The organism is Priestia megaterium, from assembly GCF_046599315.1.
Taxonomy (GTDB): Bacteria; Bacillota; Bacilli; order Bacillales; family Bacillaceae_H; genus Priestia; species Priestia megaterium_F.
Map to the genome: position 1 here is coordinate 85,211 of NZ_JBKIKC010000002.1, position 26,847 is coordinate 112,057.

General features: G+C 33.5%; 23 protein-coding genes, 2 pseudogenes and 1 riboswitch. Of the genes and pseudogenes, 9 read left to right on the forward strand and 16 right to left on the reverse strand.

The annotated features are described in order from the left end of the window. The first annotated feature begins 27 nt into the window (after nucleotides 1-27). Nucleotides 28-735, forward strand: a complete 708-nt coding sequence (locus ACLHDF_RS07830; protein ID WP_413918344.1) for a GntR family transcriptional regulator — start codon at nucleotides 28-30, stop codon at nucleotides 733-735. Between the two features lie 277 nt (nucleotides 736-1,012). On the opposite strand, the gene norA is transcribed toward ACLHDF_RS07830, so the two are convergent. Continuing rightward, entirely contained in the window at nucleotides 1,013-2,212 is a 1,200-nt protein-coding gene (gene norA / locus ACLHDF_RS07835; protein ID WP_413918345.1) for a multidrug efflux MFS transporter NorA, read from the reverse strand. A 138-nt stretch (nucleotides 2,213-2,350) separates the two neighbouring features. Between norA and ACLHDF_RS07840 the strand changes: the two genes are divergently transcribed. Further along, nucleotides 2,351-3,178: a MerR family transcriptional regulator gene (locus tag ACLHDF_RS07840; protein ID WP_413918346.1), complete on the forward strand. Its 828-nt coding sequence runs from the start codon at nucleotides 2,351-2,353 to the stop codon at nucleotides 3,176-3,178. Nucleotides 3,179-3,309: 131 nt separating this feature from the next. On the opposite strand, the pseudogene ACLHDF_RS07845 reads toward ACLHDF_RS07840, so the two are convergent. The 5 genes and pseudogenes from ACLHDF_RS07845 to ACLHDF_RS07865 form a co-directional block, all read right to left on the reverse strand. Continuing rightward, nucleotides 3,310-3,511 (reverse strand): annotated as a pseudogene (locus ACLHDF_RS07845) (small, acid-soluble spore protein, alpha/beta type). A gap of 133 nt (nucleotides 3,512-3,644) precedes the next feature. Then, entirely contained in the window at nucleotides 3,645-4,229 is a 585-nt protein-coding gene (locus ACLHDF_RS07850) for a MurR/RpiR family transcriptional regulator (RefSeq protein ID WP_413918347.1), read from the reverse strand. A 45-nt stretch (nucleotides 4,230-4,274) separates the two neighbouring features. Continuing rightward, nucleotides 4,275-4,490, reverse strand: coding sequence for a hypothetical protein (locus tag ACLHDF_RS07855; protein WP_413918898.1), 216 nt, complete (start codon nucleotides 4,488-4,490; stop codon nucleotides 4,275-4,277). A 190-nt stretch (nucleotides 4,491-4,680) separates the two neighbouring features. Further along, complete coding sequence (locus ACLHDF_RS07860) at nucleotides 4,681-5,607, reverse strand: DMT family transporter (protein ID WP_413918348.1); 927 nt, start codon at nucleotides 5,605-5,607, stop codon at nucleotides 4,681-4,683. A gap of 308 nt (nucleotides 5,608-5,915) precedes the next feature. Then, on the reverse strand, nucleotides 5,916-6,236 hold the full coding sequence (locus ACLHDF_RS07865; RefSeq protein WP_413918349.1) for an MFS transporter: 321 nt from the start codon (nucleotides 6,234-6,236) through the stop codon (nucleotides 5,916-5,918). Between the two features lie 793 nt (nucleotides 6,237-7,029). On the opposite strand from ACLHDF_RS07865, the gene ACLHDF_RS07870 reads away from it, so the two are divergent. Further along, complete coding sequence (locus ACLHDF_RS07870) at nucleotides 7,030-7,239, forward strand: alpha/beta-type small acid-soluble spore protein (protein WP_013084404.1); 210 nt, start codon at nucleotides 7,030-7,032, stop codon at nucleotides 7,237-7,239. A 135-nt stretch (nucleotides 7,240-7,374) separates the two neighbouring features. On the opposite strand, the gene ACLHDF_RS07875 is transcribed toward ACLHDF_RS07870, so the two are convergent. Continuing rightward, nucleotides 7,375-8,502: a 5-methyltetrahydropteroyltriglutamate--homocysteine S-methyltransferase gene (locus tag ACLHDF_RS07875; RefSeq protein ID WP_413918350.1), complete on the reverse strand. Its 1,128-nt coding sequence runs from the start codon at nucleotides 8,500-8,502 to the stop codon at nucleotides 7,375-7,377. Nucleotides 8,503-8,583: 81 nt separating this feature from the next. Then, nucleotides 8,584-8,684, reverse strand: a riboswitch (SAM riboswitch). A gap of 436 nt (nucleotides 8,685-9,120) precedes the next feature. Then, nucleotides 9,121-9,600, reverse strand: a complete 480-nt coding sequence (locus ACLHDF_RS07880; RefSeq protein WP_413918351.1) for a hypothetical protein — start codon at nucleotides 9,598-9,600, stop codon at nucleotides 9,121-9,123. Nucleotides 9,601-10,697: 1,097 nt separating this feature from the next. Between ACLHDF_RS07880 and ACLHDF_RS07885 the strand changes: the two genes are divergently transcribed. Next, nucleotides 10,698-10,853 (forward strand): hypothetical protein, encoded by a 156-nt coding sequence (locus ACLHDF_RS07885; RefSeq protein ID WP_413918352.1) that lies wholly within the window; start codon nucleotides 10,698-10,700, stop codon nucleotides 10,851-10,853. Between the two features lie 75 nt (nucleotides 10,854-10,928). Here ACLHDF_RS07885 and ACLHDF_RS07890 read toward each other — a convergent pair whose 3' ends face one another. Continuing rightward, a complete protein-coding gene (locus ACLHDF_RS07890; RefSeq protein WP_413918353.1) occupies nucleotides 10,929-12,449 on the reverse strand; it encodes an exopolyphosphatase in 1,521 nt (506 codons plus the stop codon). Between the two features lie 429 nt (nucleotides 12,450-12,878). Here ACLHDF_RS07890 and ACLHDF_RS07895 point away from each other — a divergent pair. Further along, nucleotides 12,879-15,097, forward strand: a pseudogene (locus ACLHDF_RS07895) (RNA degradosome polyphosphate kinase). 885 nt (nucleotides 15,098-15,982) lie between these two features. Here ACLHDF_RS07895 and ACLHDF_RS07900 read toward each other — a convergent pair. Continuing rightward, a complete protein-coding gene (locus tag ACLHDF_RS07900) occupies nucleotides 15,983-17,404 on the reverse strand; it encodes a fibronectin type III domain-containing protein (RefSeq protein WP_413918354.1) in 1,422 nt (473 codons plus the stop codon). A gap of 852 nt (nucleotides 17,405-18,256) precedes the next feature. Continuing rightward, a complete protein-coding gene (locus ACLHDF_RS07905; RefSeq protein ID WP_413918355.1) occupies nucleotides 18,257-18,574 on the reverse strand; it encodes a DUF3243 domain-containing protein in 318 nt (105 codons plus the stop codon). 470 nt (nucleotides 18,575-19,044) lie between these two features. Between ACLHDF_RS07905 and ACLHDF_RS07910 the strand changes: the two genes are divergently transcribed. Then, the gene (locus tag ACLHDF_RS07910; RefSeq protein WP_413918356.1) at nucleotides 19,045-19,875 is read left to right on the forward strand and encodes an STAS domain-containing protein; all 831 of its coding nucleotides are present in this window, start codon (nucleotides 19,045-19,047) and stop codon (nucleotides 19,873-19,875) included. Nucleotides 19,876-20,061: 186 nt separating this feature from the next. Here the strand turns inward: ACLHDF_RS07910 and ACLHDF_RS07915 are convergent, their stop codons facing one another. Together ACLHDF_RS07915 and ACLHDF_RS07920 are read right to left on the reverse strand one after the other, a co-directional pair. Further along, the gene (locus ACLHDF_RS07915) at nucleotides 20,062-20,217 is read right to left on the reverse strand and encodes a hypothetical protein (protein WP_413918357.1); all 156 of its coding nucleotides are present in this window, start codon (nucleotides 20,215-20,217) and stop codon (nucleotides 20,062-20,064) included. Between the two features lie 32 nt (nucleotides 20,218-20,249). After that, nucleotides 20,250-20,648 (reverse strand): IDEAL domain-containing protein, encoded by a 399-nt coding sequence (locus ACLHDF_RS07920; RefSeq protein ID WP_413918358.1) that lies wholly within the window; start codon nucleotides 20,646-20,648, stop codon nucleotides 20,250-20,252. Between the two features lie 1,061 nt (nucleotides 20,649-21,709). Here ACLHDF_RS07920 and ACLHDF_RS07925 point away from each other — a divergent pair. Beyond that, complete coding sequence (locus ACLHDF_RS07925; protein WP_413918359.1) at nucleotides 21,710-23,140, forward strand: alanine/glycine:cation symporter family protein; 1,431 nt, start codon at nucleotides 21,710-21,712, stop codon at nucleotides 23,138-23,140. A gap of 169 nt (nucleotides 23,141-23,309) precedes the next feature. Here the strand turns inward: ACLHDF_RS07925 and ACLHDF_RS07930 are convergent, their stop codons facing one another. Next, a complete protein-coding gene (locus tag ACLHDF_RS07930) occupies nucleotides 23,310-23,510 on the reverse strand; it encodes a hypothetical protein (protein ID WP_413918360.1) in 201 nt (66 codons plus the stop codon). A gap of 940 nt (nucleotides 23,511-24,450) precedes the next feature. Here ACLHDF_RS07930 and ACLHDF_RS07935 point away from each other — a divergent pair. Continuing rightward, nucleotides 24,451-25,035, forward strand: coding sequence for a YitT family protein (locus tag ACLHDF_RS07935; RefSeq protein ID WP_413918361.1), 585 nt, complete (start codon nucleotides 24,451-24,453; stop codon nucleotides 25,033-25,035). 343 nt (nucleotides 25,036-25,378) lie between these two features. Here the strand turns inward: ACLHDF_RS07935 and ACLHDF_RS07940 are convergent, their stop codons facing one another. Continuing rightward, a complete protein-coding gene (locus tag ACLHDF_RS07940; protein ID WP_413918362.1) occupies nucleotides 25,379-25,579 on the reverse strand; it encodes a cold-shock protein in 201 nt (66 codons plus the stop codon). Between the two features lie 177 nt (nucleotides 25,580-25,756). Here ACLHDF_RS07940 and ACLHDF_RS07945 point away from each other — a divergent pair, with 177 nt between their 5' ends. Continuing rightward, the gene (locus ACLHDF_RS07945) at nucleotides 25,757-25,900 is read left to right on the forward strand and encodes a hypothetical protein (protein WP_413918363.1); all 144 of its coding nucleotides are present in this window, start codon (nucleotides 25,757-25,759) and stop codon (nucleotides 25,898-25,900) included. Between the two features lie 204 nt (nucleotides 25,901-26,104). On the opposite strand, the gene ACLHDF_RS07950 is transcribed toward ACLHDF_RS07945, so the two are convergent. Further along, on the reverse strand, nucleotides 26,105-26,530 hold the full coding sequence (locus tag ACLHDF_RS07950; protein ID WP_413918364.1) for a CBS domain-containing protein: 426 nt from the start codon (nucleotides 26,528-26,530) through the stop codon (nucleotides 26,105-26,107). Nucleotides 26,531-26,847 lie beyond the last annotated feature (317 nt).

The following is a 26,847-nucleotide window of genomic DNA, read 5'->3' on the forward strand; positions in this document are numbered from 1 at the left end:
AATGAGAATGCAGACTAGGGAGATTATATGGTTATAAAATATAAAGAAATTGCAGATCGTTTAGAAAAAGAAATTCAAGAAGGAAAGTTTGATCAAACAAAAAAACTGCCGACGGAAGAAGAAATGATAAAAGAATTTGAAGTAAGTCGTAATACAATAAGAAAAGCAGTGACTCAGCTTGTTAATCGCGGCTATATCTATCAAGTTCAAGGAAGTGGCATGTTTCTACGTGAAGAATCAGTCACAGACTATATTAACTTAGGTAGCCTTAGAGGGTTAACGAAAGACTTAAAGTCTAAAAAAGTGGAGACTAAAATTCTCTCGCTGCACGTAGTAGAAGCTGATGAATTAACCGCAAAAGGCTTACGGTGTGCCCCCGAAACCAAGCTATATTATGTGAAACGACTGCGAATTGTAGATGATGAACCTTTTTCTATTGAAATTAGTTACTTTAAAAAAGATGTGGTACCTTATCTAAATGAAGAGATTGCATCGAGTTCTATCTATAGTTACCTAATCGATGACTTAAAATTAAACATTGGATTTGCTGACAAAGTCATTAACTGCGAAAAAACCGATGAAGAAAGTGCGGAACTCCTTCATATCGACCCATTCGACCCAGCATTGATTATTGAAAATACCGTATGTTTAACAAACGGAACAATCTTTGAATGGTCAAAGTCAATCTTTCACTTTCAAAAAGCAAAAATCTTAAATCGTATCAATTTTAAATAACATTAATCGTTTACTTTTATAAATTCCTATATAGTGACTGAAAATGGCCTTAAATAGGATGTCCTCAGACCTCTAACTAAAGCGATGTTTGAAATAAGAGTCCTCGGTATTCCCCTTCGTCTTTAGGCAAATCATAAAAGGTCTACCTTAAATATCTAAAACAACCTTGCAGCATGCACGAAAACTAAGTAGAAACGCAAAAAAAAGAACCTTTCTTCGAACGGGGTTCTTTTTTTCTGGCTCCCTAGAGCGGACAATCAGGATTAGATATAGAAATTCACAAGTTACTCTTTTTAATTAAATTTAATTCTTCAACCTTAGGTTTTTTCCATAGTATAGTGATGGCTAGACCAATGATAATGACAATTGTACTGAAATAGTATGGGTAATTAATATTAACATCAAATAGAATGCCTCCTAAGATGGGGCTAAACACGTTGGCCAGAGAGGTGAAAAAGGAGTTCATCCCTCCAACAAAACCCTGTTCGTGGCCAGCGATGCGTGATAAGTACGTTGTCACAGCTGGGCGAATGAGGTCTGCACCTATAAATACGGTAAAGGTGACCGTCATAACTGTCCAGTACGAGTTCACTAATGTCATTGTAAAAACTAAAATCGCAGATAGTACCAATGACCAACGAATCATATTAATTTCACCCATATACTTCACTAACGGTTCGAATAGTACAATCTGAAATATTGCACCTATAATGGCACCGCCTGTGATTGAAATAGCAATATCCAATGGACTAAATGCGAATTTATGATCAACGTATAAGCTAAAGAATGACTCAAATGCTGTTAACCCAAATGTCGATACAAAAACCACTACAAAAGCAATAAAGAACATAGGCATAAATATCTTCTTCAAGCCACTTCTCTTCTCTACTAGTCCCTTGTTTTCTATTTCCTCTTGAGGAGACTCTGGTTCTGTTAATAAAATAACAGATAAGATTGCAGCAATAAGCCCAAGTATTGAAGCTGAATAAAATGGAACTCGCGTGCCGATTTCAGCTAAGAACCCCCCTACACCTGGGCCAATAATTAATCCAGTGGTAATAGCTGCCGACATATATCCTAACATTTTTGGTCGTGTTTCCAATGTTGTAATATCTGCAATGAATGCTGTCACAGCCGGCATAATACATGCGCCGCTGATACCACCTAAAATACGTGATATAAATAATAACTCGATTGTTTTCCCCATTCCAAATAATAATTCTGAGGCGCTGAAAATAAATAACCCTAACACTATCATAATTTTACGGCCAAATTTATCAGCTGCTCTTCCTGCGAATGGCGAAATAATTAATTGCGTTAAGGCAAATACTGCTGTTAAATATCCTACGACTGTACCATTGATGTCTAATTCATTCATAATGCTTGGCAATACAGGTATTACTAAGCCGATTCCTAAAAAAACAATAAATATGTTTATAAGTAAGAGGTACAGTGTACTTCTTTTTGTCTTACTCATACGTAAACCTCCGTCTATATAGATTACTTTGCAAAAGCCCCTATATAGCTTTTTATTCGTCCCCTGCTATATAATATAGGGTTTGCTTATGATAGTATGAAGTATGGAGTTAGTCTATAGTCAAGAGGAGTTTTGAGCTTGGAGAGAAAAAACACTAAAACTTTAACTACAGGAGAATTTGCTAGTTATGTTGGAGTGAAAAAAGATACATTATTTTATTACGATAGAATTAATCTTTTTAAACCTGCCGGCAAACTTTCTAATGGTTATCGCTATTATACCTATGATCAAATTAAAACATTTTCAACACTTCAGTCTCTGCGGAAATTGGGGGTGTCAATTGAGGAACTGAAAGAATACCTTAGTTCCCAAAACACCCATAAATTTGTTGAAATGGCAAATCAGCAAACCATTTTAGTAGAAAAAGAAATTGAAAAATTGATTCAAATTCAACGTTTTTTTAAGCAGATTATTTCGACAGAAGAAGAAATAAGAGGTGTAGAAATTGGAAAAGTTTATATCCAGAAAGTTGAGAAAAAGCACATTCATCTAAGCAATGAAAATTCAAATGAGGGTATGAACACTGTAGAAGAATGGTCAGAGCAATATAGGCATTTTGGAAAGCAAATAGGTTTGCACGTTCCGGTTCCTATTGGATCTTTATTGACAAAAAACACTCTAATTCAAGAGAAGTTTGAGAGGGTTGATCATTTATTTTCTTATAGTGATTTGAAAACAGGACACTCAAGGCCAGAAGGTCTTTATGCCATTTATTATCATGAAGGACCCTATAAGAATATTGAGTCCTCCTACCTCTATGTAACTAATTTTATTAAATCAGAAGGCTATTCTATTGTAGGACACGCGTATGAAGAGTACTTATACGATTCGCTAAAAACTAATAACGAAGAAGAATACCTTACTAAAATTAGCATACAGGTGAAGAAACATTCAAAGGAACAGTAGGTTTTACTCTTTTGTCATGTACTTATAGTAACCTAAGGGTCTCTTTTTTATGAAATAATACAAAAAATCCTTCATAGAAAAAGGAAGAATTAAATTCATTCTTCCTTCCGCCATCGCTTTAGGAAGTTGTATTAGAAATGTACACCGTCAAGTCGTTGCTCAGCCATTTGTACAAGACGTTTTATGATTTCCCCACCTACTGATTCGTTTGCACATGCAGTTGTATCAGCACCAAGGTAATTCGCTAGCCATTTCATATTTCATTTGATCGGTTGCTTGTACAGCACCCTATACTAATAATTCGTTGTTGTTGCTGCTTTTATTGTTTGCCATGTTGTTTCACTTCCTCGTTTTTCTTAAGTTTCCTATTATAGGAGAAGTGTGTTCAACGTAGCAAAGAGCCACTTGTTTTATACAAATGGCTTCTTATGGAGGACTCATTTTCAAGTAACCTCATACTACACTTTCAATATGAAAAAATTACATTTTTTTCAATAAGTGTTTTCTCTAGTTTTTTCAACTTTTTAATAGACTCTTCAGAGGAACGTTTCCCCAGTTCAATAACCAAGGCTTCAATTAAGACAATAATAGGTACTACAGAAAATTTTTCTTCGCTGACTTCAACTTTTAATGTGACCGAAGCATATTGGATAACTGGACAAGAAATATGGTCTGTTATCAATATAATCTTAATACCGAGTTCGTGAGCAAGTTTCACTGCTTCTATAATTCGATTGGTGTAAGGCTCAAAAGCAAAAACAAGTAAAACCTCATCCTCATCAAATTGTAATATTCTATCACAGAGTACTTCAGTATCATGGCTTAATTGTCTTATCTTAGAATAAAACTCCCCGAGCAATTGTTCAAAATATAATGCCATAGCCTTATATGGTCTACTACCTAAAATATTGACATGACTTGCGTGGCGAATTAAATCAATTGCCGTTTCAAAATTTTCTATTAAGGTTGAGTCTATAGACTCCTTGCTAACTTGCACTAAAGTCGGAACATTCTCTCCTTCATTTGGGATTTCCGAAATAGACTTCTTCATTGTCCACTTTGAATTAGCAGGTACCGATTCATCATAGAGATCTTTTCACAAATCATTAAAGTGGTTATCCCCTAATGCATTTACCGTACGCATAATGGTTGAAACTCCAACTTTAGCATTATGTGAGAGCTCTTTAATAGTTATCAATCCTATTGATTGATAATTCTTTAAGATATAATCGCATAGTTGCCTTTGTTTTTTCGGTAAAGAATCTTTAATATTAATGATTTCAGCAATGATTGATTGGTTTTGAGTGTTTATTTAAATCTCCTTTCACCTTCTGGCTGTAGGTAATCTGAAAAACTCGATCATAATGGATAGGTATATTATATCTCATCCTTGGAGAAGACCCAATCAAAAAAGACGCCTCCTAAATGGCGTCTTTTTAATCTAGGTGGAACAACTAGTAGAATTCCAATAATCGCTCAGTTTGCTGTAATCTCCAAGAGACTCAATGAACTTTATACGCTTGTATGTTCACTGCTTTTTTTCCCCTACTACCTTTTCCTGCTACTAGAATTGCTGAATATAAAACCAAACCAATCCCTAACAACTGCCATCCTCGTAAATGTTCCCCGAGAAAAAGTACTCCCGTTAATACTGCAACGATAGGCTCTATCGTCGCCAAAATGGATGCCTTACTAGCTTCTAAATGCGTTAATCCTAACGTGTAAAAAAGAAACCCCCCAACCGTTGCTACCAAAGCTAACAACACGGCTGACATCCAAACATCTCCGTGTTGGAACTGATTGGTCTTTTTTAGTATGTCACTTGCCAGTAACATGAAAATACTTGTATAAAGAAATGTATACGTAGTAATTGTCAATGCAGAGTACCGTTTCGTTATAGGTTTACTGAAAATGCTGTACAATGCATAACAAAATCCAGATAAAACTCCCATCAACAAGGTACGCATAGATATATCTCCTTGGCCAAATGGCAACAAACCTACAACAAATGCACAGCCTATGACAGCAAGAACAAGTGCACAGCCTTTTCGAATGGTCAAAGCCTCTTTAAAAAAGAGCCGGGATAGGATAGTTACAAACAATGGGCCTGTATATAAAAGTGTTACCGCAAGAGATAAACTCGATTGAGAAAAAACTTCAAAATAAAAAAAGTTAAATAGAGCAATACTAAAAATTCCGGCACAAGCGAAAAAAAGATGATCTTTTAATCTTGTACGTAATTGGTCCCGATAAAATATGACCATTAGTAAAAATAAGATAATAAAGGTAAAAATCCCTCGAATGGCGACTACATCCCAAGGTGTGAAACCGCGATCATATAATGGGGTGATAAATAAACCAATCAGTCCCCAACATGTTGCACCAGCAATTGTAATGATGTAAACTTTCAAACTTGATAATTTTCTCATTATATATGCACCTCATATTCCATGGTACGTCAATTTCAGTCTTCAAGATATTAGGGCTTCGATTAGGTAACATATCTGGTTGGAGCCATATAACATCTCCGTCTTCCTGATTTCCGTCCATAACTAGAACTTCATATTTAAATCCCGTCATCCGCCTAAGTAGACAACAGGATTTAATAAATCTAATTAACTAGATAAACTATTTAACATTAAACGTCCTAAAAATAATAATGCAAATTAGTTATTTGTCCACTATTTAGGTTAAATCCCCTCCATAGATTCGACATAATCCCTGTGATTTCCTCTTTCTAATTAACCGTTTTCTTCTGTACAAGGGTATTATTCTGTGAATCACTACCTTTATTTAATGAACTAGCTTGAGATAAGCTCATATTTTTTGTTTCTGGAGCCATGAATAGAGCAACTATAAACCCTATGAAATACATTGCTCCACAAGCATAAAATGTAGCTGACACACCATAATTTGCTAAGAATGCAGGGAACAAAAGTGTGCCAATGGCAGAAGTAATACGAGTTATCCCTGTAGAAAAGCCCATGGCCGTTCCTCGAATATGCGTTGGAAAAAGCTCATTTTTAGCTACTCTAACAACAACCTCTAAAATATTCATATGTAACCGCCTTTTCTTATTCTTACTTAGTATAGGAGTACTATTTACCAATACATCATTTTTATAACATTGTAAGCATAATATTCAGTATCTATTTTGTTAGGGTTTCTGCATTTTATCTAACTTTGAAGGCACGTGTATAATATAAATCGGCTGTTCATTACAAATTTAATTAGTTACAACGCGTGATATATGAAGAAGAAATCTAGTCGTAAGGTTGCTGTAGGCATAATTAAGAAGATATAGACAGCAAATGATAAGTAAACTGACGGGTCTTACAATAGAAGAAGTGGATAAACTTCGATACCAATAAATATCAATAAAAAAGCAGTATCTTTTTGATACTGCTTTTTTATTGATATTTAACAGTTTTTTAACTCTTTATATTGATAAGTTAATTATCTCCTTAACTGTAGTAGTGGTGTATCATTCTACATACAGCAAATGAAATAAGCAAAAGCTAAGGAACAGAAGTACCTTCTTTTTTTATCATTATCTCAATTGTGAAAATATGAAGTAGGCTTCATTTCTATAGGTGTTTGAAAAGAAGCAAGTTCTCTATATAAGAGCATGAAAAAAGAATGACAGCTTTAACTGTCATCCCTTTTCCTACACATGGCAAATGTATAGATTTTATAACAAGGAAATGAAACATGTAATTCCACTTTTTACAGCGCAATTTGTTTCTTCGCCTTAGTATGTTTATCGCTCAAGTAATTATACATCCATCATTTACCATGTATACACCTCTCCTACAATAGGAAACTTAAAAGAAACAAGGAGGTGACACAACATGGCAAACAACAAAAGCAGCAACAACAACGAATTATTAGTATACGGTGCTGAACAAGCAATCGATCAAATGAAATATGAAATCGCGAGCGAATTTGGTGTAAACCTTGGTGCTGACACAACTGCACGTGCAAACGGATCAGTAGGTGGCGAAATCACAAAACGTCTTGTACAAATGGCTGAGCAACAACTTGGCGGCGGACGTTTCTAAGACAACTTTATAATGATGGCTGAAGGAAGAATGGACTCCATTCTTCCTTTTTCCGTTTATAAGATTCGCCTGTTTATCGTATTTCGACACATCTAGAATGCTGCTTATGTAAAATTAAGAAGCGAATCTCACTTTTTAGTTGGCTCCCCAGACATCTTGAGCAATTTTAATTACGTGACTAATTTTATTCCATTGTTCCTCTTCTGTTAATACATTTCCTTCTTCTGTACTTGCAAAGCCACATTGTGGACTCAATGACAAGTTAGCTAGAGGAACATACTGACTTGCTTCTTGGATTCTTCGCTTAATGATCTCAGTATCTTCTAATGTAGGAAATTTAGATGTTACTAACCCTAATACAACAGTTTGATTGTTACCTGTAAAGCTTTTTAATGGTTCAAAATCTCCTGAGCGGTTATCATCATATTCAAGGAAAAGCCCATCTACATGTAAGTTAGCAAAGATTGCATCGGATATAGTATCATAGCCGCCACTTGTGATATAAGTAGATCTAAAGTTTCCACGGCAAATATGCATAGTAATGAGCATATCTTCAGGCTTTTTAGAAATAGCATCATTTAAGCAACTTACTCGAGTATCGATAATGTCTTTTACATCCATACCAAGCTTCTCAACAACCGCATTTATGCGTTCTTCAGAAACGAAATCAATCCAGGAAGTATCATCTAGTTGTAGATAACGGCAGCCTGCGTCGTAAAAGGCTTGAATAGCTTTTTGATAAGCTGCTACAGTATCATGATAAAACTGCTCTCTGTTCCCCTTGTAATATGTATCTTCTTGAATTCGAGTAAATAACATATTTGGACTTGGAATAGAGAATTTAGCAACTTGGCTTCCATCACCATGTCGTTCGACAGCTTCTTTTAAGAACGTGAAGTGTTCCAGCATATAATGATGATTGAAGTCTACTTTACCTACTACCCTAATCGCCTTATTTTTTGTTTTTGCACCTTTGAATTGACTGATGTATTCTGTTTCAAACTCCTCTACGCCTTCCAAGCCTGATAGGAAGTCTAAATGCCACCATGAGCGTCTAAATTCACCATCTGTAATCGATTTGAGCCCAATTTCAATTTGTTTCTGAACAAGTTTTTCAATTTCTTTGTCCTCTATAGATTTTAAATCAGCCTTATTGATTCCCCCATTCGCATACGCTTCTCTTGCTTCTTTAAGGGGAGCTGTTCTTAAAAAGCTACCTACATGATCAGCTTTAAATGGAGCTTTCACTAATGTCTTTGTCATGATTTTATTTCCTTCTTTCTTTTCAAAATAAAAAACCTCTTCTTAAAAATAAGAAGAGGTTAATAATCGGTATGGATTCTCTTCTTATCTTCAAGCAAATTGCTACTGGAATTGGCACAGTACTTTAACAGTCTGTTGCCGAGGCTTCCAAGGGCCAGTCCCTCCACCTCTCGAGATAAGAATATTCAATTTAATTAACTAGGAAAAATGTTACACCTATTTTCTTAGTCTGTCAATGAAAAATTGAAAAATCAGAAATAATATACTTCTTAATTGCTTACTCATTACCTAATTAGTATCCATTTCAGCACGTTAACACATTAATACAAACTATGTATGCCTATGTGAAGCCTTGCAAGGAATTTGTAAGGGAGATAAGCCGAAGAGGTAAAGGAGAATTGAATGTTGTATAATAGCTCCTCTTTGGGCTAATAAAGATGGAGGAACAGTGATGAGCTATCTAAAATTACTAGATGCTAACAACAAGAAAAGCCCTTAAATAAGGGCTGAAGGAGCTGTTCTTGGCTGCGAATAAGAAGTGGCATTATATGTGAACAACTCGACTAGTTAAGAAAGCCATCCCAACCTATACAGCTTCACTTATCCACTCAGCATTTTTTAATCCGGATTACACGTTATCTTTCCATATCTCAACGCATCATAGATAGCTCGTCCATCACTAAAAGCCGTTTCTGAATATTCGAAGGGTAAGAGTGAGAAGACAATGTAATAAACAGAGAAATAAACAAATTGGTACGAAAAGAGACTCTTTGAGAGAACATCTAATATAATTAAACCATTTACAAGAAAGATAGACGCTAAATTAGCTATCGTACCTCCAGCATAAACACAAGCATGAGTAAACCGGTTATCATACTTTAATTTTTCGTAAACACAAAAAGAATGTAAAAAATAAATAGATTTTATTTTAATTTTTTTCCACCTAAAAATCGTTCTCCCTTGTCCAATTGTAAAATCGACCCTTCCTCCTAAAAAAATAGCCATAAGTGAATGCCCCAGTTGGTGAATAACAGACACAAGTGGTATAACAATTAAAAAAGAAAACAACAATTTCGGCATATCACTCCATCCAAACATACCCGTCTCCCCTTTATCCTAAAATAATCTTACGTTTGATATTCCACATTTTTGTCTATCAAAACCGGCAATTTTATGAAGGCTGTATAAGAGAATGGTGCTCTTCTATGCTTTGTATTTATGATTTCCTTTATGTTAAGTAAATAACTAAACCGAACTTTCTTTACAATAAAAAGAGCTACCCCCAAATAGGAAAAGGTAGCTTTCTCTGCTCAAGCAAAAATTGCGTGCGTTAATTGAATTAAAACAACTTAATTATTTTAACAGGCATAAAAAATATATGTAAAACGCTTTCACTTTTTTGTTCTATTCACTTATTTTCTTTGTTACAATGAATTTATAGGGATTAGAGTAGAAGGGTAGATGGGATATGTGAGTACAAATCTATTGATTACTTTAGGGGTTATATTTCTGACAACAGTAGCTATCACTATTTTAATTAAGATTCCGGAAGAAGATTAAACGACACCATAAAATAAAAAGCCACCTCATTCTATTGGCATTGGAGAGTGGGGTGGCTTTTTTGGATTTTGAGCTATACTTTAAGAAAGTATAAGAAAAGTTGGTCTACAAGTAATTATAACACATCAATTGAAAGGTTGTCATACAAATTTTGTTATATTGGAGCAAAATTCATACGTAAACAATGTGTGAGATAAATAGAATTTGTAATTTTATCACTTTAAATACTACTTTTTCCAATATGGTTGTATATATAAAACGTCCACTTTTATACATTCTCCCTCCATCTATATCTTAGGAAAACTGTATGAAGTCAAGTATGTATAAAAAGTTGCATAATTCATAATGAGGATCTTTTGGAAAGTTCTTATGCCAAAAGGGCTTCTCTTTGGTATGTGTACCGGGAAGAGACTTTATGTTAACTAGAAATAAATATTATGTAAATTTACAGTCTACCTCTAGCGAAAGTATTATTTGAATTATAGAATAACAAAGAATATAGAATTCAATTTTGTTACTTAATTGGTAAAGTTCTTTGCTCTATACAATTTTTCAAGTCATTTTCTTCATACGTATCCAAACTGCTTTTAGGCACTTTTTTCTAATACATAAAATATAGGGGGCTAAAGGTTGATATGACAATTCTTAAAGATGCAAAAGAGGTTTTGTATAGGGATAAACGGTTTAAAGTTATTCACATTTATAATTCTGGTTACTGTGAAATTCGTAAAATTAATAACTCTTATCAAGTAGAACTAGCATTATTAACTGATTTAGTTGTTATAAAATAATATTTTCCCCTATTTTTGAAGTTGCTTTAGAGGAATTATGCAACCTCCACTAATCTAGGTGGAGGTCCAAAAATATCAATAAAAATTAGGGGTTAAAGATATTTTTAATAATTTTTCTAAGTGTTTTTTTTGTTTTTCTATTCTATACTCTTCAGGTTTGTAATCATCATTGCATCGTATATCCATGATCCAGTCGCCATTCTTTGAAGAAATTTTTATGTCATCCACTACATTACGCTTAGTAACATTTAAACTTTGAGCTACTTTTAAGATAGCTCCTAGTAAGCGCATCTTTTTTTGTTCTCCTTGTGTGTACCAGTCCTTAAAAGGCTCTATATATTGACGAAACGTTCTTTTTCCTTTGTATGAAGCTATAAGGGCAAGTTTTACTCGTTCGTAGTGGGACAGCCCTAAGATTGATCGGTTAGATAATAAGTAAAATGTATGATGGCTACTAGATTCATCGTTTAAATACTTTCCTAGGTGGAAAATACAAGCTGCTTGCTCCAGTAGCTGTCTATCTGCATTACTGATATCCTCTTTTAGGTTTTCAGTTTTATTGATATGATTTATTACCACATTTGCTATTTTGATCATCTGCCTACTGTTACCTGTATCGATGTAAAAATCTTTCTTAATATCTTCAATACTTTTTTCTACTAAAGACATTGACGAAATTGTTTCTTTGCTATTTCTACTGTATAGAACCCCTTCTCGTAGACCTTGTTTACTCACGACACATTTGGTGGCTTTTGAGGCATTAAGCAACAAATTAAATACTTCTAGAGAAGGCAAGATGGTATCGGCCCTTTCCTTAGATAGCCCTTCAAGCTTTTGAATCTCAGGTAATGTTAGCGTTCTAAGCTGTGTTCGAATTCCTTCGATACTAGAAACGTCCATCTCATATTGATGAATACCTGCTAAGGGATAATCAATTGAATGTTGATGAAGTTGTGCAAAGTTACGGACGCTTCCTCCCATCCCGATTAAAGGAACATTTTTATTAAGAAGCCACGGTATATCTTCAAGATGCATACCTACATATTGTAGCATTTGTTCTAACTCTTCATCAGTAGGAACAGAACCTTTAATAAAATCAAGTTTTAAGGATAATGCTCCGAATGGGAGGCTGCAGTATTTTAGCAGTTTGCGATTGCGAAAATACGTTATTTCTGTACTCCCCCCGCCCATATCTACGGTAATTCCTTCTTCTATATCAGTAGACTGAACTACAGCTGTATATCCATAGAAAGCTTCTTCATATTCATTTAACAGCTTGAGGGTAAATCCCGTTTTACTTTCTACTTCTTGCAAGATACTCTCTCGGTTATTTGCTTGACGAATTGTGGCAGTAGCTATGCAAGTTGCATCAGTTACTTTGTAGTGATGAAGTAATAATTGAAAACTATGTAGGGTATTGATTAATAAAGCAATTCCTTCATTGCTTAATATCTTTTCTCCATTGAGATAGGTGCGTAAACGCACACCCATTTTTATATTTTCTATCTCTTTAAAGGAACGCTCTTGTGACTGCACATATATAACGAGCCTTATTGTATTAGAACCTATGTCTATAATTCCAACTTTTTTCTCCAATTTATCACCTTTTTCATTTAATTTCAGCATGTTTTGCATAGAAGAGACAGATATTTTATCACCTTTTGTTAGCTTTTAGTGACCTACAAGTTCTATTCCCTAGTAACATATGAGATATGTACTAAAAAGCAAATATTGTATGATGTATATTATTTTTTCTTTTTTACATTACCTCGTTATGATATCTTATGCTGTTATTATCATAATTAAAGATTCCTTTGTATTGGGGAACTATACGTATTATTTACGCAAAATTTACAATTACTACATATATAAAAAGTTATGTTAAGAGGTAAATCATTTTGTGAATTGTAATCAAAGTTTACAAATTTGCATTTTCTTTACAAAAAATTCATTTTATATTTATAAATGGTTGTTATTTTCTAATTATACATATAAAACCAATTGCGTAAAGGAGATGTCTATCTTATGACAACATCAAGTACAGACAATAATTTAATAGATTTAGAGAATGCTTCTTTGTATAACAACCGTGAGCTAAGCTGGCTTGCCTTTAATAAACGTGTATTAGAAGAAGCAACCGATACAGAAAATGCTTTGTTGGAACGCTATAAGTTTTTATCTATTTTCAGTTCAAATTTAGATGAGTTTTTTATGGTTCGTGTAGCTGGTTTACTTGATCAAGTAAAAGCTGGATATAATCGTCCAGAAAATAAAGCTGGACTAACACCAAAAGAGCAATTAGCTGCTATCTCCGAGATTACACACACGCTGGTAGAAAAGCAAGATGATATATATACATATGAACTTAGCCCTCTTTTAGCAAAAGAACGTTTAAAGTTTGTGCCAATCTCTAAAGTTTCCTCCACAACGTTATCTTTTTTAGAGACCTTCTTTGATAGAGAGATTTTCCCTATTTTAACGCCTATGGCTGTAGATGCTTATCGCCCCTTTCCTATGCTGTTAAATAAATCTTTAAATTTAGCAATTAGGCTTGAACAAAGATGTCAAGTAAATACCGATTACGGGAAATTAAATAATGAAAAGCTAGCCCTTGTACAGATTCCAGCAGGTTTAAATCGTTATGTTGAATTACCTGAGGACGAAGGGATAAGAACGTTTGTATTGGTAGAACAAATTATCTCTCAGTTTATTTACAAGTTATTCAAAGGATATGATATCAAGTCAGTTACGCCATTTCGTATTACGAGAAATGCTGACTTAACCATCCATGAAGATGAAGCAGAAGATCTCTTAAAAGAGATAGAAGAAGAACTTAAAAAGCGCAAATGGGGAGCAGCTGTGCGTCTGGAGGTCCAAAGGCACTTTTATGATCAAAAAATGGTCGAATACTTAAAAGAGGAATTAGAAGTCTATGATAAGGATATTTATTATGTCCAAGCACCTCTTGATTTAACTTTTCTTTTCTCGTTTTATAAGACTATTCAAGCGAGTCATGAACATTTAGTAGCTCCGTCTTTCATCCCCCAGTCTCCTCAAGACTTAGAGGGAGAAAAGATATTTTTGCAAAGCTACTTAATGAAGATGTATTACTTCACCATCCGTATGAATCTTTTGAACCTGTCGTTGAGTTTATTTCACAGGCTGCGGATGATCCAGACGTACTAGCTATTAAGCAAACCCTTTATAGGGTTAGTGGAGACTCTCCTATTATAAAGAGCCTTGAACGGGCAGCAGAAAAAGGAAAACAAGTAACCGTGCTTGTTGAACTAAAAGCACGCTTTGATGAAGAAAACAACGTACAATGGGCAAAAGAATTAGAGAAATCCGGTTGTCATGTTTTGTATGGAATGACGGGATTAAAAACACATAGTAAAATCACTTTAGTATTACGTCATAAAAAAGGAAAAATTCAACGCTTCGTTCACTTAGGAACAGGAAACTATAATGATGCTACGGCAAGAGTGTATACTGATCTCGGTTTGCTTACATCAAATGAACAAATAGGTATTGATGCTACCAACTTCTTTAATTACTTAAGTGGTTATATGGAAAAGCCAGAGTATCATCATTTATCCGTTTCACCATTTGGTATAAGAGATACGTTTTTAGAATTGATTGACAAAGAGATTGCTTACCATAACCAAAGTGGCAATGGACATATTATCGCGAAAATGAACTCGTTAACAGATAAACAAATTATTGTTAAACTCTATCAAGCATCTGCCGCTGGTGTTAAAGTTGACCTAATTATACGGGGCATCTGCTGCTTACGTCCTGGAATTAAGGGTGTTAGTGAAAATATTAAAGTGAGAAGTATTGTAGGGACCTTTTTAGAGCATACAAGGATATATTGTTTTCATCACAACAGCGACCAAAAAGTATTTCTATCATCTGCAGATCTTATGACTAGAAATATGGAAAACCGAGTCGAAATTTTATTCCCTATTTTAAAAGATCATCTAAAGGATCGAATATATACATGGATAGATTTGATGCTGCAAGATAATATAAAAGCTCGTGAACAAGATGAATATGGAAATTATCATTACATAGAGCGCCAAACTGATAGAGAACCCATTAACAGCCAAGAGTTGCTTTGTCAGATGACTTACAATGCAAAAAAAATTAAGAAGATACAAAATGGAACAATGAACGAATGGAAGCATAAGTTAGTTAAATTAAAAATAGTATCTTTAGGAAATCTTAAAAAATTAATGCTTTAATAGAATTATATGCAAAAAAAGGATTACGACTCTAGAATCGCGGTCCTTTTTTTATAAAATACTTATCCCTAAAAGAGAGTTGAACGTAATATAAATTGAATGATTGTCATACTAATTTTGAAAATAAGTAGAAATATAGTAAAAATTTATGTACAATAATGTTAATTATATGTAAATTAAATGTAAAATTTGTGTTATTTTCTTGAAAAACTTGTCTATACGTACAGACAGAAAAGGTGTTACAGCATGGATAATTTTTTAAACGGAAAAGAACTATCTTTTCTCTTATTACTAACTCTTACTATTTATATTCTTGTATGGCACATTCCTTCTAAAGCCACTCAGCTTTTACTGATTTACTTTATTTTAGTGTTTATTTATACACTGATTAAGCTTATTTTTTCTCCCCGTTTTAGAGAATTTCCTCTTCTAAAGACATTTTTCTCAATCTTAATTATATTGATAGCGAGCGAATATCTAATTACTTATAAGTATGATGAACTAAGTCTCCTGTCTTTTGACTCAGTATTTAAATACTTCAGTACTTTGAATCTTGAATTTATACATACCCCGTCCTAACACGTTTATATTATTCTGCCTAACAAGATGTATAAAACTACCCTTTTACATAATTTCTCGTTTGCATTATTTAACAACCTTGTTTTTCTAATTATTAGAATAACAACTTACACATAGTGTTTCGTCAATTTAGCTCTTTTTCAAAAAGTAACAATATACAACTTTACATTAAGAATATAAAACTTATAAGAAAGTTAGTGAACTAATGTTGGAGTGAATATTTCATATTTTTTAATAAACAAGTGCTGAGGTTATATTGCCAGCACTTGTTTTATTGTTAGAAAATATAATGCGGTAACTGAGTTTTTATTTTTTGATAATACCAAATTGATCAATAATATAAGGTTCTGCATCATTTTTGTTTTGATCAATCTCGTAAGTTACAGCAGTTAGTTTATCTTTATTAATGGTAATGCCTACGAAGTTTTGAATTTGTCCGCGTACTGGACGTCTATTATCGCTCGGGTCTGGACCATAGATTGCTGCATGATTTTCATCAGCTATCTCGAAAAGATCATAGTAAGCTTCTCCAAGTATAGGGTTTTGGTTTTTATAATATACTTTTGGCCCAGCTGTCGCAGGAATTAAATAAATCGAACCGTCTGGATTAACTGTATATTCAACGGTTTGTCCTTTTTTAGTTTCTTTAATTTTTTCTGTTTCTGAAGCTGAGCCGTCGCTCTTTATAGGTTTCGTACGTGCATAGATATGGTCATGTCCTTGAAGAACAAAATCAATGTCAAGTTCAGCCATAAGTGGGGCTACCTGATTTCTAACTCCATTTGGACCCATAATATCATCATCGGTTGCATGGTTAGAAGTCGTATAAGGACCTTTATGGATGTTGACAATAACCCACTTAGCGCCATTAGCTTTGGCTGCTTGTACATCTTTTTTTAACCACTTAATTTGATTTTCCGAAAAGTTGGCATGCTTCTCAGAATCCTCATTACTATTAAGGACAACAAAGTGAGCATCACTATAATCGTAAGAATAATAAGCGCCCGTTTTGGTAGCTGAGTTTTTAGGAACATCTAGGTTAAAGTGGTCGATAAAAGCATAATCTTCATCCTCATGGTTCCCCGCAGAAGGAGCAACTGTGGTGTTTAGCAAGCTTTTCTGAGAGTGACCTAGAAGCCAATTCCATTGCTCCTCTTTGACCCCATTGTCAACGATGTCTCCATTATGCATCAAGAATTCGGCGTTAGGTACAGTATCTAAGGCTTTTGCAATCGTTTGAGATGAAAGAATTGCTTCATCTTCTGCTTTAGCCTGAGTATCGGCTAAATCAATAAATGTAAAAGCCCCTTTTTTAGGTGCAGTTGTAAAGGAACCTATTTCACTCCATTTATTTAATGATGCATCTCCAACACGGTAGTAGTATTCAGTATCCGCCTTAAGTCCAGTTGCTACGGCTTTATGTACGTACTCTCCTTGAGAATTTGTAGATACGGTATGGCTTCCTGAAAAAAGTAAGGGCTTCTTCTTAAAATGAGGTTTCTTTGTGCCGTTCTTTTTTACAACCTGTACATCACTGTGCTTGGAATCAAGTGAGGTATACCAAGTGAATCCTTTAGAGTTAGTAGAATCCCCATGAAATGTTACAGTTACCTTGCTGACATTAGTAGAGTTTGAATTTTCTGCTGCGAAAGAGAGCGTATCCCCAAATCCGCCTACAATGCTTAAAGCTAAGGCAAAGGAAATCATTTTTCTTGCCCCTTTTTTCATGTGCTGTTCCTCCTCGTATATACGTGATTACCATCTCTTCAGACAGTAAGTTAAATGTAACAAAGCTCTATGTATGTATTATAAATTTTGTATTTTAATTGTGTTAAGATTGTTTTAATACTTAAAAGAGTAACTTTACAATACTCCTACAGAAACATCCGCAAAATTATATAGAAGAAAACCAAAAGCACAAACTTACTGTAATGAGCAAATTTACACTTTCATCACTTCGCGGAAACTACGTTATGGTAACTAACTTTGTGTATCATATATAGCTGAAAGGAACAGAAAACCTACTGATAAAAAATGAATCAGTAGGTTTTTCTTTTAGGAATGACGAATATGGTTTTTAATAGTAGATTCCTGACGGCGTCTTGAGTAGTTTGCTCTGATTAACATATTTTAATTCGTATAAGAAGTAAATAACCCATGAACAACTGTATTTATGGATCATTTATTAATTTAATATATAGGTGTGCTGAGTTTTTTTAAAAACGATATGTTTGTCTTTAAAACCTTATAAGTTCGTATTTCACAAAAACAAGATGCCTCTAATTCATTTTGAATAGACTGCTTGTATAATCTGCATTGAGATATGTAGTTTAATTCACTGAAAACCAATAACCTAATATAAATCGGCACACCAAAGCTTTTTATGGAGGTATAATAAGATACTCCAATCGATTAAGTGCATGTATAACCTATCTTTTATTCTTAGCTTTCAACCGCTAATTAGCCTCATACATCTTTTCACCTCTGTATTTTATAAATACTATATAAACAAAAAGAAGAATGAACTAGTCATTCTTCCTTATAAATCATGTATTTTTAGAGTGCAGCAAATGACTTAAATTATTCTTTAACCAATTTGACAAGCATATTAGCGAGGTGATGTTGTTCCTCATCGGTCCCCACTTTCCATAACTCATGTAGCAGGTATTGCTCTTCATTTTGTGGTTCCTCATGTGTGGCCAGATAATCAGCTATTTTTTTAGCTGCCAAAGCTAATTGGTCATCATTTAATCCTAATTTCTCACCTTTTGTGACTTTATCTCCTAGGTATGTTCTAAATTCGTTAAAACTAGAAAGAATGTTGTCTTTCTTCTCTTGACTCATCTCATTTAATGTATTCTCAACTTTGCTTTCAACAGTCTCGGTATTATTGTTCATTTTTTATTCTCCTCCTAATTAAGTATTGATGTTCTAATAAATTAAGTCCCCCAATTACAGGTATGTAAGGTATGTAAACATTTAATTCCATTTCAGTATGCTGTACCATGCATATCCATTTATTAATGCTAGTTCAACATTACACATATACGCTCTAAGAATGAATATACAACGCTGCTTGAAACAAACTACTTAAGAAGCCGAGAAGTCTATCCAATCCTTTAAAACCCTTGTTATTTATCTATTTTCAGTTTCAAAATGTATATCATTTTAGTTCAACTCCCAAAGATTATAAAGTCTAGCTATAGCAGTAACTTTAAAAATAGGTAATTTCTCCTAAACTAGTTATAATCCATTTAGAGATAGTAACGTGTGATACAATGAAGAATCAACCTTCTTCCCTTTAAAAGGTAGAGAGTTCATTTATTCCTTTACACCTTATATATCATAATTCTAAGGAGAATAGCCCTGTGAAATTAATAGATGTTCAACATTTACAAACGGTTAAAGATAAAATTATTCAGCAAAAAGAGGAACTTGCAGATAGAAAGAGACAAAACCTTGCGGAGTTTCATGATATTCATACAGAACTAACACCTTTTCGACTTGATCTTTTAATGATTTACGCTCAATCAATTGTTTCAGATAAAGAAACGGCTGCTATTCTCATTAAAAACTGGGCGGGAAAGATGGCCAACGTACTGGTAGAGCGTGAGCTTCCTCTAAACCTTGCTTTAGAAGAAATTAGTTACTACCGAGATATTATTGGAGAGATAATATTAGAAGAATTGGATAAACAGGATATCTCCATTAAAGAATTTTATTCTGTTATCTCCCACTTTAATGCAATTATCGATTGTGCTGTCCAGTATATTAGTAAGTCTTACCTCAATGATTACAAACACAACATCAAATATGCTCAGTATGCCATTGATGAGCTTTCTGTGCCCATTGTTCGTATGACTGAAACAGTTGGTATACTGCCTTTAGTCGGTGATTTGGATACAAAGCGGGCTCAAATTTTGATAGAAAACGCATTAACCAAAAGTAGTGAGTACCATTTAGTTTGGCTCATTATGGATTTATCTGCTGTTCCTATTATTGATACCATGGTGGCAGATCAATTGTTCAAAGTTATTCGTGGTTTGGAACTTATAGGAGTGAATGTTGTGCTTAGTGGAATACGCTCAGAAATTGCTCAAACAATGGTCGGCTTAGGAATTAAGATAGATCATGTTAAAACCTTTGCAAGCTTACATCAAGCTGTAGCTTACACAAATTCTCTTAGTCCCATGGTCTAAATAATCTGGCCCTAGATAAAACAGGATTTAAGAAGATATAATAAGTTAGTTAAATAGGCTTTGTAGTAGAAAAAATCGATAAGCTTCTTCGCCTATAAATATAAAAAAAGAGCAGTGTCTTTACGATACCGCTCTTTTTCGTTAATCAAAATACACTTTAGGTATATAAATAATACTTATCATAGCTTAAAAATCTTCAACCTCGTATGGAAGATCTCCATTTCCCCAAGTATACACACTTAATAAAATACCATCGTACTGTACCAGGCTTTGTACATTTATGTGTTCGATTTCTTCAGTAGTCCCTGACGTACTTGCATACGCAATAAAGATTCTAGCCATATCTTTGCTCCTCTTGAAATTTTCCGTTTTGCTTAAATAATCTGCACATAAGAATAGTGCATTTTACTCTTCACCTGTTGTGCACGGTGTAGTTCATTGGAAAGGGAAAGAAATGACTCTCTATCATGTGCCTCAAGTGCTTCGTCTATTTTGAAGTTCAAATAATTAATTTTTAGGTCTAAGTCCCAAATAGAGCAAATGCTGCCCTTAGATTGTAATTCCTCAATATCTTCCACATGCATAAAGAACTGAAATTCATTGTTAATATCGATTAAATAATGCCATCCTAAGCAATCTACGTACTTGCGGTTATCTGTAATTGTCCAAACATCCCCCTGATGGAAATTAATCATATGTTGATGTTGTTGTTCCGGACAACAGCACCCTACTTCGTGGCAAAATGGCTTCATTATTATAAAATGTGCATCCATATACAAGTCTCCTTTACGTCCCTATACTTGCTTAAAATCATTTCATTTATAAACAACTTCATAATTGACATTGATAATCATTATCATTTTATACAATAATGATTATCTATGTCAATTTTATTCTGATTAAATTCCTCTTTTTTCTTATGAAAATTTATTATTAGTAAAAGAGAATTTGCTTAATGTGTCTATTTCAAAGAGGCAGATTATGTTTTCAAATAAGCTAAACCTTCAAATCTTAATTTCGACTGACCCCATGACAGTTGAATATAGGGGACTTCCTTTTAGTCTCTTTTACTCCAATTCTGTGTAAATGCAAAAAAAACTACTCAATTGAGTAGTTTTCTTGTTACCCATAGTTATGAAAGGAAACTATTATATATTTTTGTTAGGTTGCCTATTCGGCTAGGAAGAAGAAAGTACAACCTCAACCTACCCTACCCCGAACCACTAGTTTTTTTATTTAGATTTTCGATAATATGTTTTACGTTAAGTAAATTAAAAAGTATTTCATAACAATCCTTAGTTTAAAGATTTACTCTTATTAAAGGGAAATTATATGTTTCTCTTTTATTAAAGAAATAAGCCAATATAAAACCCGACTTTTTAACTTACTTATTGAGTTAACGCAATTCAGCAGGCAATATAGGGTCTACTTTTTTATCATATATTTGCGGACCATAATCTTATAATTAATTATTAATTCGAAAAAATTATAATTTTATGTTACTTATTGTCGGATTATATAGTTCGTCATATAAATTAACGATAAGATCTTAAAGAAAAATGAAAGCGCTTAATATTTGTATACATTTTTTACACTTCTTTAAAGAGGTTTCTAAACTAAATACTGCAAAAAAAGTTACTGTTATTTTCTAAGTATTAACGACCTGAGAGGGATTCTCATTTTTTTAAATTACGCTCACGTATCAACTTTTAAGAATTCTATAAATTGTTAATGTCCTTTTTATAGATACCAAATTTTTTCTAGTATACAAAATAATATAAACCAACATATAATCTTTATAGTCAAAAAATTTTTACAACAAGGAGACAAAATCATGACAGAAATCGTTACACTTATTAATGATTATTTATGGGCTAAATTAATTGTTATAATCTTAGTTGCAATTGGCCTATTTTTAACTATTAATTTTGGTTTTTTACAAATAAGATTCTTTCCTGAAATGATTCGTTTATTAGGAGATGGACGTAAAAACAAGGATAAAGATAAAAAAAGTGTTTCTTCATTACAAGCATTTATGATTGGAATGGCCGCTCGTATTGGTACAGGTAATATTGCCGGTGTTGCTACCGCAGTAGCACTAGGAGGACCTGGTGCGGTATTTTGGATGTGGGTTATAGCATTAATTGGATCTGCTTCAGCTTTTGTAGAAAGTACATTAGCCCAGGTTTATAAGGTGAAAGATGGCGACGCTTGGCGAGGTGGACCTGCTTACTATATGGAGAAAGGTTTAGGAAACAGAAAACTTGGTATTGCATTTAGCGTATTAATTACTCTATCGTTTGGCCTTATTTTTAATGCTGTGCAAGCTAATACCATTGCTGCTTCAGTTGAAAATGAATTTGGAATAAACAATACCTTAACCGGTGTTATACTTACCATTATTACTGCTCTAATTATATTCGGTGGTGTTCATTCAGTAGCGAAATTTTCTACCGTTTTGGTGCCTATTAAAGCCGGTGCTTATATCTTATTATCCGTGTGGATGATGATTGCAAATTATGAAGTATTACCAAATGTTTTTAGTGCAATCTTTTCAGAAGGTTTGTTTTCATTTAAACAATTATTTAGTGGTGTAATGGGTGCTGCTGTACTTCATGGTATCCGTCGTGGGTTATTTTCTAACGAAGCCGGTATGGGTTCTGCTCCGAATGCAGCTGCAGCTGCAGACGTTACCCATCCAGCAAAACAAGGATTTATTCAAGCTTTAGGTGTTATTTTAGATACATTTATCATTTGTTCATCTACTGTAATGATTGTTTTAGTTTCAGGAGAATATCAAACATCAGATCTAACAGGTATTCCATTAACACAAGAATCTTTACGTACAGGAATTGGTGGCTTTGCAGCAACATTTGTATCTATTTCAGTATTTTTATTTGCGCTGAGTACGATAATGGGTAACTATTACTATGGTGAATCAAATATTAGTTTCATGAAGCATAGTAAGAAAACAGTCTTATTATATCGTGTTGCCGTTATCTTAATGGTGTTATTTGGAGCATTATATAGTGCCGAATTGGTATGGTCTCTTGCAGATATCTTTATGGGATTAATGGTTTTAATTAACCTATATGCAATTACTCGATTATCCAAAGTGGCTAAGGCTGTAATGAAAGATTATATATATCAAAAAAAGCAAGGACGAGACCCTGTGTTTCATGCAGATAGTATTTCACATTTACCTGGTCGCGAAAAGCTAGAAGCATGGACTGAAGAACAAAAATCTAATAAACAAGTTATATAAAAAGTTCCAAGAAAAAATGATTTCTTTAGCCATCTCCTTGTCTTCCAAGGTGATGGCTTTTTTGCAGATTCTTATCATCTTAGTTATGTTAATGAGCTTGATAGATTCTACCAAAAGACAAAGGATACCTCACTTCAATGCCAATAGAGTGAGGTATCCTTTGTCTTATTTAACTGCTAAAAAAACTTCCACTCTTCTTTTTTCTTTTATAGTGCTGATGTCCATAACTTCCGTGATGGTCACGGCTTTTTCTATAATCGTCACTACTACTATAACTCTTAAATGGTTTCGACTTTCTTCCCTTGTAATCACTGCTGCTGTAATGCCTGTGCTTATTATTCGTTAGTGAATCAAACAGTTTCTTGAACATAATTTAATCACTCCTCCTACTTATTTTCAATCAATAAAAAACAAAAAACGCTTTTATCCATTTAGTAGATAAAAGCGTTTGATGTACAAACACAGACTTCACCTAACTAAAAACGTAGGCAAAGGTCTTGCTAACAATTAAAATTGCCAACAAAGCCGGAAACATTCTGTTTCGTAGTGACGACTATTGTTGTACAGCTACTCCCCTTTGGAGTATTAAGTTTGTTCAATGGTAACGTAAATGAATTATAAAAGTCAATTGATAACTAATGAGTAATTATCTTTTAGAATTTTATCCTTACAGTTTAGCTAAACCTAAAATTCTTCTAAAAAGCCACTATTTTGGAGTGACTTACATTATACAAGTATCAATATGCTATTTTATAATTATATAAATCTGTTATTTTACTACAAAAATAAAATCCTTAAACATTATTTTAGTGTTATGCTTGGGAGTTAGGTAACTAACTTATTTAGATGGTCCATATCTTTTTTCAAGAATTTAACTATACGTGCCATGATGTTACAATTTCCTCTACCTTAGATTAAAAAATAAGAAAAGCCCTCAAGTTATGAGGACTGAAAGGACCTTTCTTGCCTATGAAATAAGAAATGGAATTTTCATTCGCATCTACAAGGCGTATTATAACATATATTAAGCACAACATATTAACTGTTCAACCCCTAAAACCTGCATTCTAAGCTCTTGATGGGATTTTACAAAAATATTGTTATACAGTAAAAACCCAGTTACTGTTAAATAAAAGCAAAAAACTCCCTTCTAATCGGTGAGAGTTTTTTTGTTTTTTAGGAGTTAGCTATAGAATGATGATTTATCCATCCTGAATAATTTGCTTAAACATAAACCTTTATTCATTTACATAAAAAGAAAAAACATTCATGACAGATAGCCAAAGCTTATACATATAGTAAGAAGTAAATTGAATAAAAAGGTGATTATTATGGTTCAAAAAGTAGCGGTTGTTCTTGTCGGAAGCTTATTACTAAGTATAGGAATTAATGGCTTTTTAGTTCCTCATTATTTGTTAGATGGGGGAACAATTGGAATTGCTCTCATCCTTCACTATTATTTTGAATTTCCTACAGGTGTAACGATGATTATTTTGGGCTTACCATTATGTTGGTTTGCTTGGGTTTATGAAAGAACTTATTTCTATAATAGTTTTTATGGGTTAGTTATTTCTTCTTTATTGATTGATTGGCTAGAACCTATTAAAAACCAGTTTCAACTTTCTGTTTTTCCCAGCGTGATCTTTGGAGGAATATGTATTGGGACGGGGGTTGGTCTTATGCTTCGTTATGAGACAAGCACTGGAGGAACAGATTTACTAGCTCAACTAATATCAAAAGCTTTTTCTTTGAACATAGGGATGGTTATTTTAATTATAGACGGTTTTATTATAACAGCAGGTTTTCCTTTATTAGGACCTAAAACGTTTCTTTTTTCATGTTCGACAATTTTTATAGGTGGAATGACAACTTCGTTAATTACTAAAAAAGTATAATCTGGATTATAAAATCAGTATCTTCTATCCTCCATTTTTGTACCTTGCTGATTTTTATAAATCAAAAAGGTTCTTCAAGCTCATGCTTTTTCACTTCCAAGAATATGTTTTCTGTTAACTAAGAATGTATGGAGTATACAGCCTGAAAATAGAAAAAGACCATCTCTTCCTAATCAAAAGAAATAGCCTTTTTCTGTAAGTTGAACTAATAATAGTCGTTTGATGATGCTCTATTGCATCTTGAGTAGTTTGCTCACGCTATCAATAACTTATGTACTAAAAAGAAAAGCCTTTCTAAATAAAAACAAACTCTGCAAAAAGAGTTTGTTTTTACTATGGCTTCTTATGCTTTACGTACGTTTGTCGCTTGTGGACCACGTTGCCCTTGTTCGATATCAAAAGTCACTTCTTGACCTTCATCCAAGGATTTAAAACCCTCCCCTTGGATAGCTGAGAAGTGAACAAACACATCTTCTCCACCTTCATGCTCGATAAATCCAAAGCCTTTGTCAGCATTAAACCATTTCACTTTACCTTGTTCCATTTTTACTTCCTCCTACAATATAGAAAATAAACTAGATGATAATTAAATCTAGCTTATTTATTATATTATCTGAATGAAGGTATTTTAAACTTACATTATTATACTGAGGGATTTTTGGAGTTAGTATAGTTTTATGCACTCCATTTAAGTAAGTATTTTTGATAGGATGTGTCCCAAATGGTACGTAAACGCGCATGCAAAAAATACAATGATAATTTCAAGAAAACCATCGTGGATTTATCTCATACGGGAAATTCGATTAAAGATTTAAGCAGGGAATATGGCGTCTTAGACGTAATAATCTATAAATTGAAGGATTAACGCGGTAGAAAATTATAAAATAGACCAAGCTTAGTGCTAAGCAATTAAATAAGGCAAGCCAATATTTATTGGCTTGCCTTGCCTCTATCTATAGGAAAGGAGCTTTTTTATTACTATCTACTTAATAAGGGGCGCTCCCTTCCTTCCTCATACCTTTTTAAATAACTAAAGAAGAAACTATCTATAAATAAAACCTGCTATTTTTCATTTATTAGGCTCAGCGGGAACTGAAATGTCCTCAAGAGCTTTTCCTGCTTCTTTATTTGAAGTATTACCTACTGCTAAATCTCCCAAGGAAACCATTCCAATCAGTTTTCCATCCTCTACAATAGGTAGTCTGCGTATTTGATGCTGAGACATAATTTCCATAGCTTGCTCTATAGACATATGTTTTGTACCGGTAATCACATCCGTTGTTATCATTTCAGATATTTGTGTATTCGCGTTAAAATTATTAGCCAATCCTTTAACAACTAAATCACGATCCGTTATTAATCCTATTAGCTTATTGTCCTCACAAATGGGAATAATCCCTACATCTAGATTCTTCATCATAGTAGCAACCTCACCACAAGAACTTTTAAGGTTACACATCTCAACATTTGAGGTCATCACTTCTGTTATATTCATAGAAACTCCTCCTTTATTTAATAATTGTCTTACTTCGTTTCATTCCCGCACATCATCTTCTAAAACATAAACTTGAGTTTTAATGAATACAGCTTTCGATTGTAATAAGAAGAAAATGATGAATGGCTCGGGCTCAGCTGATAAAAAAGTTGAATTTTTTTGAAAATGGATATATATCATTTAACTATAAAGGAGGTTTTCGCGTAAAAAATGTAAAAATAGTGAAAAACGAGGTCCAAACAAACAGCACAAATAGAGCATAAATTATGGATTTTAAGCTATTGTTTAGCTCGTGAAGAACTTAAAAATTTAACTGC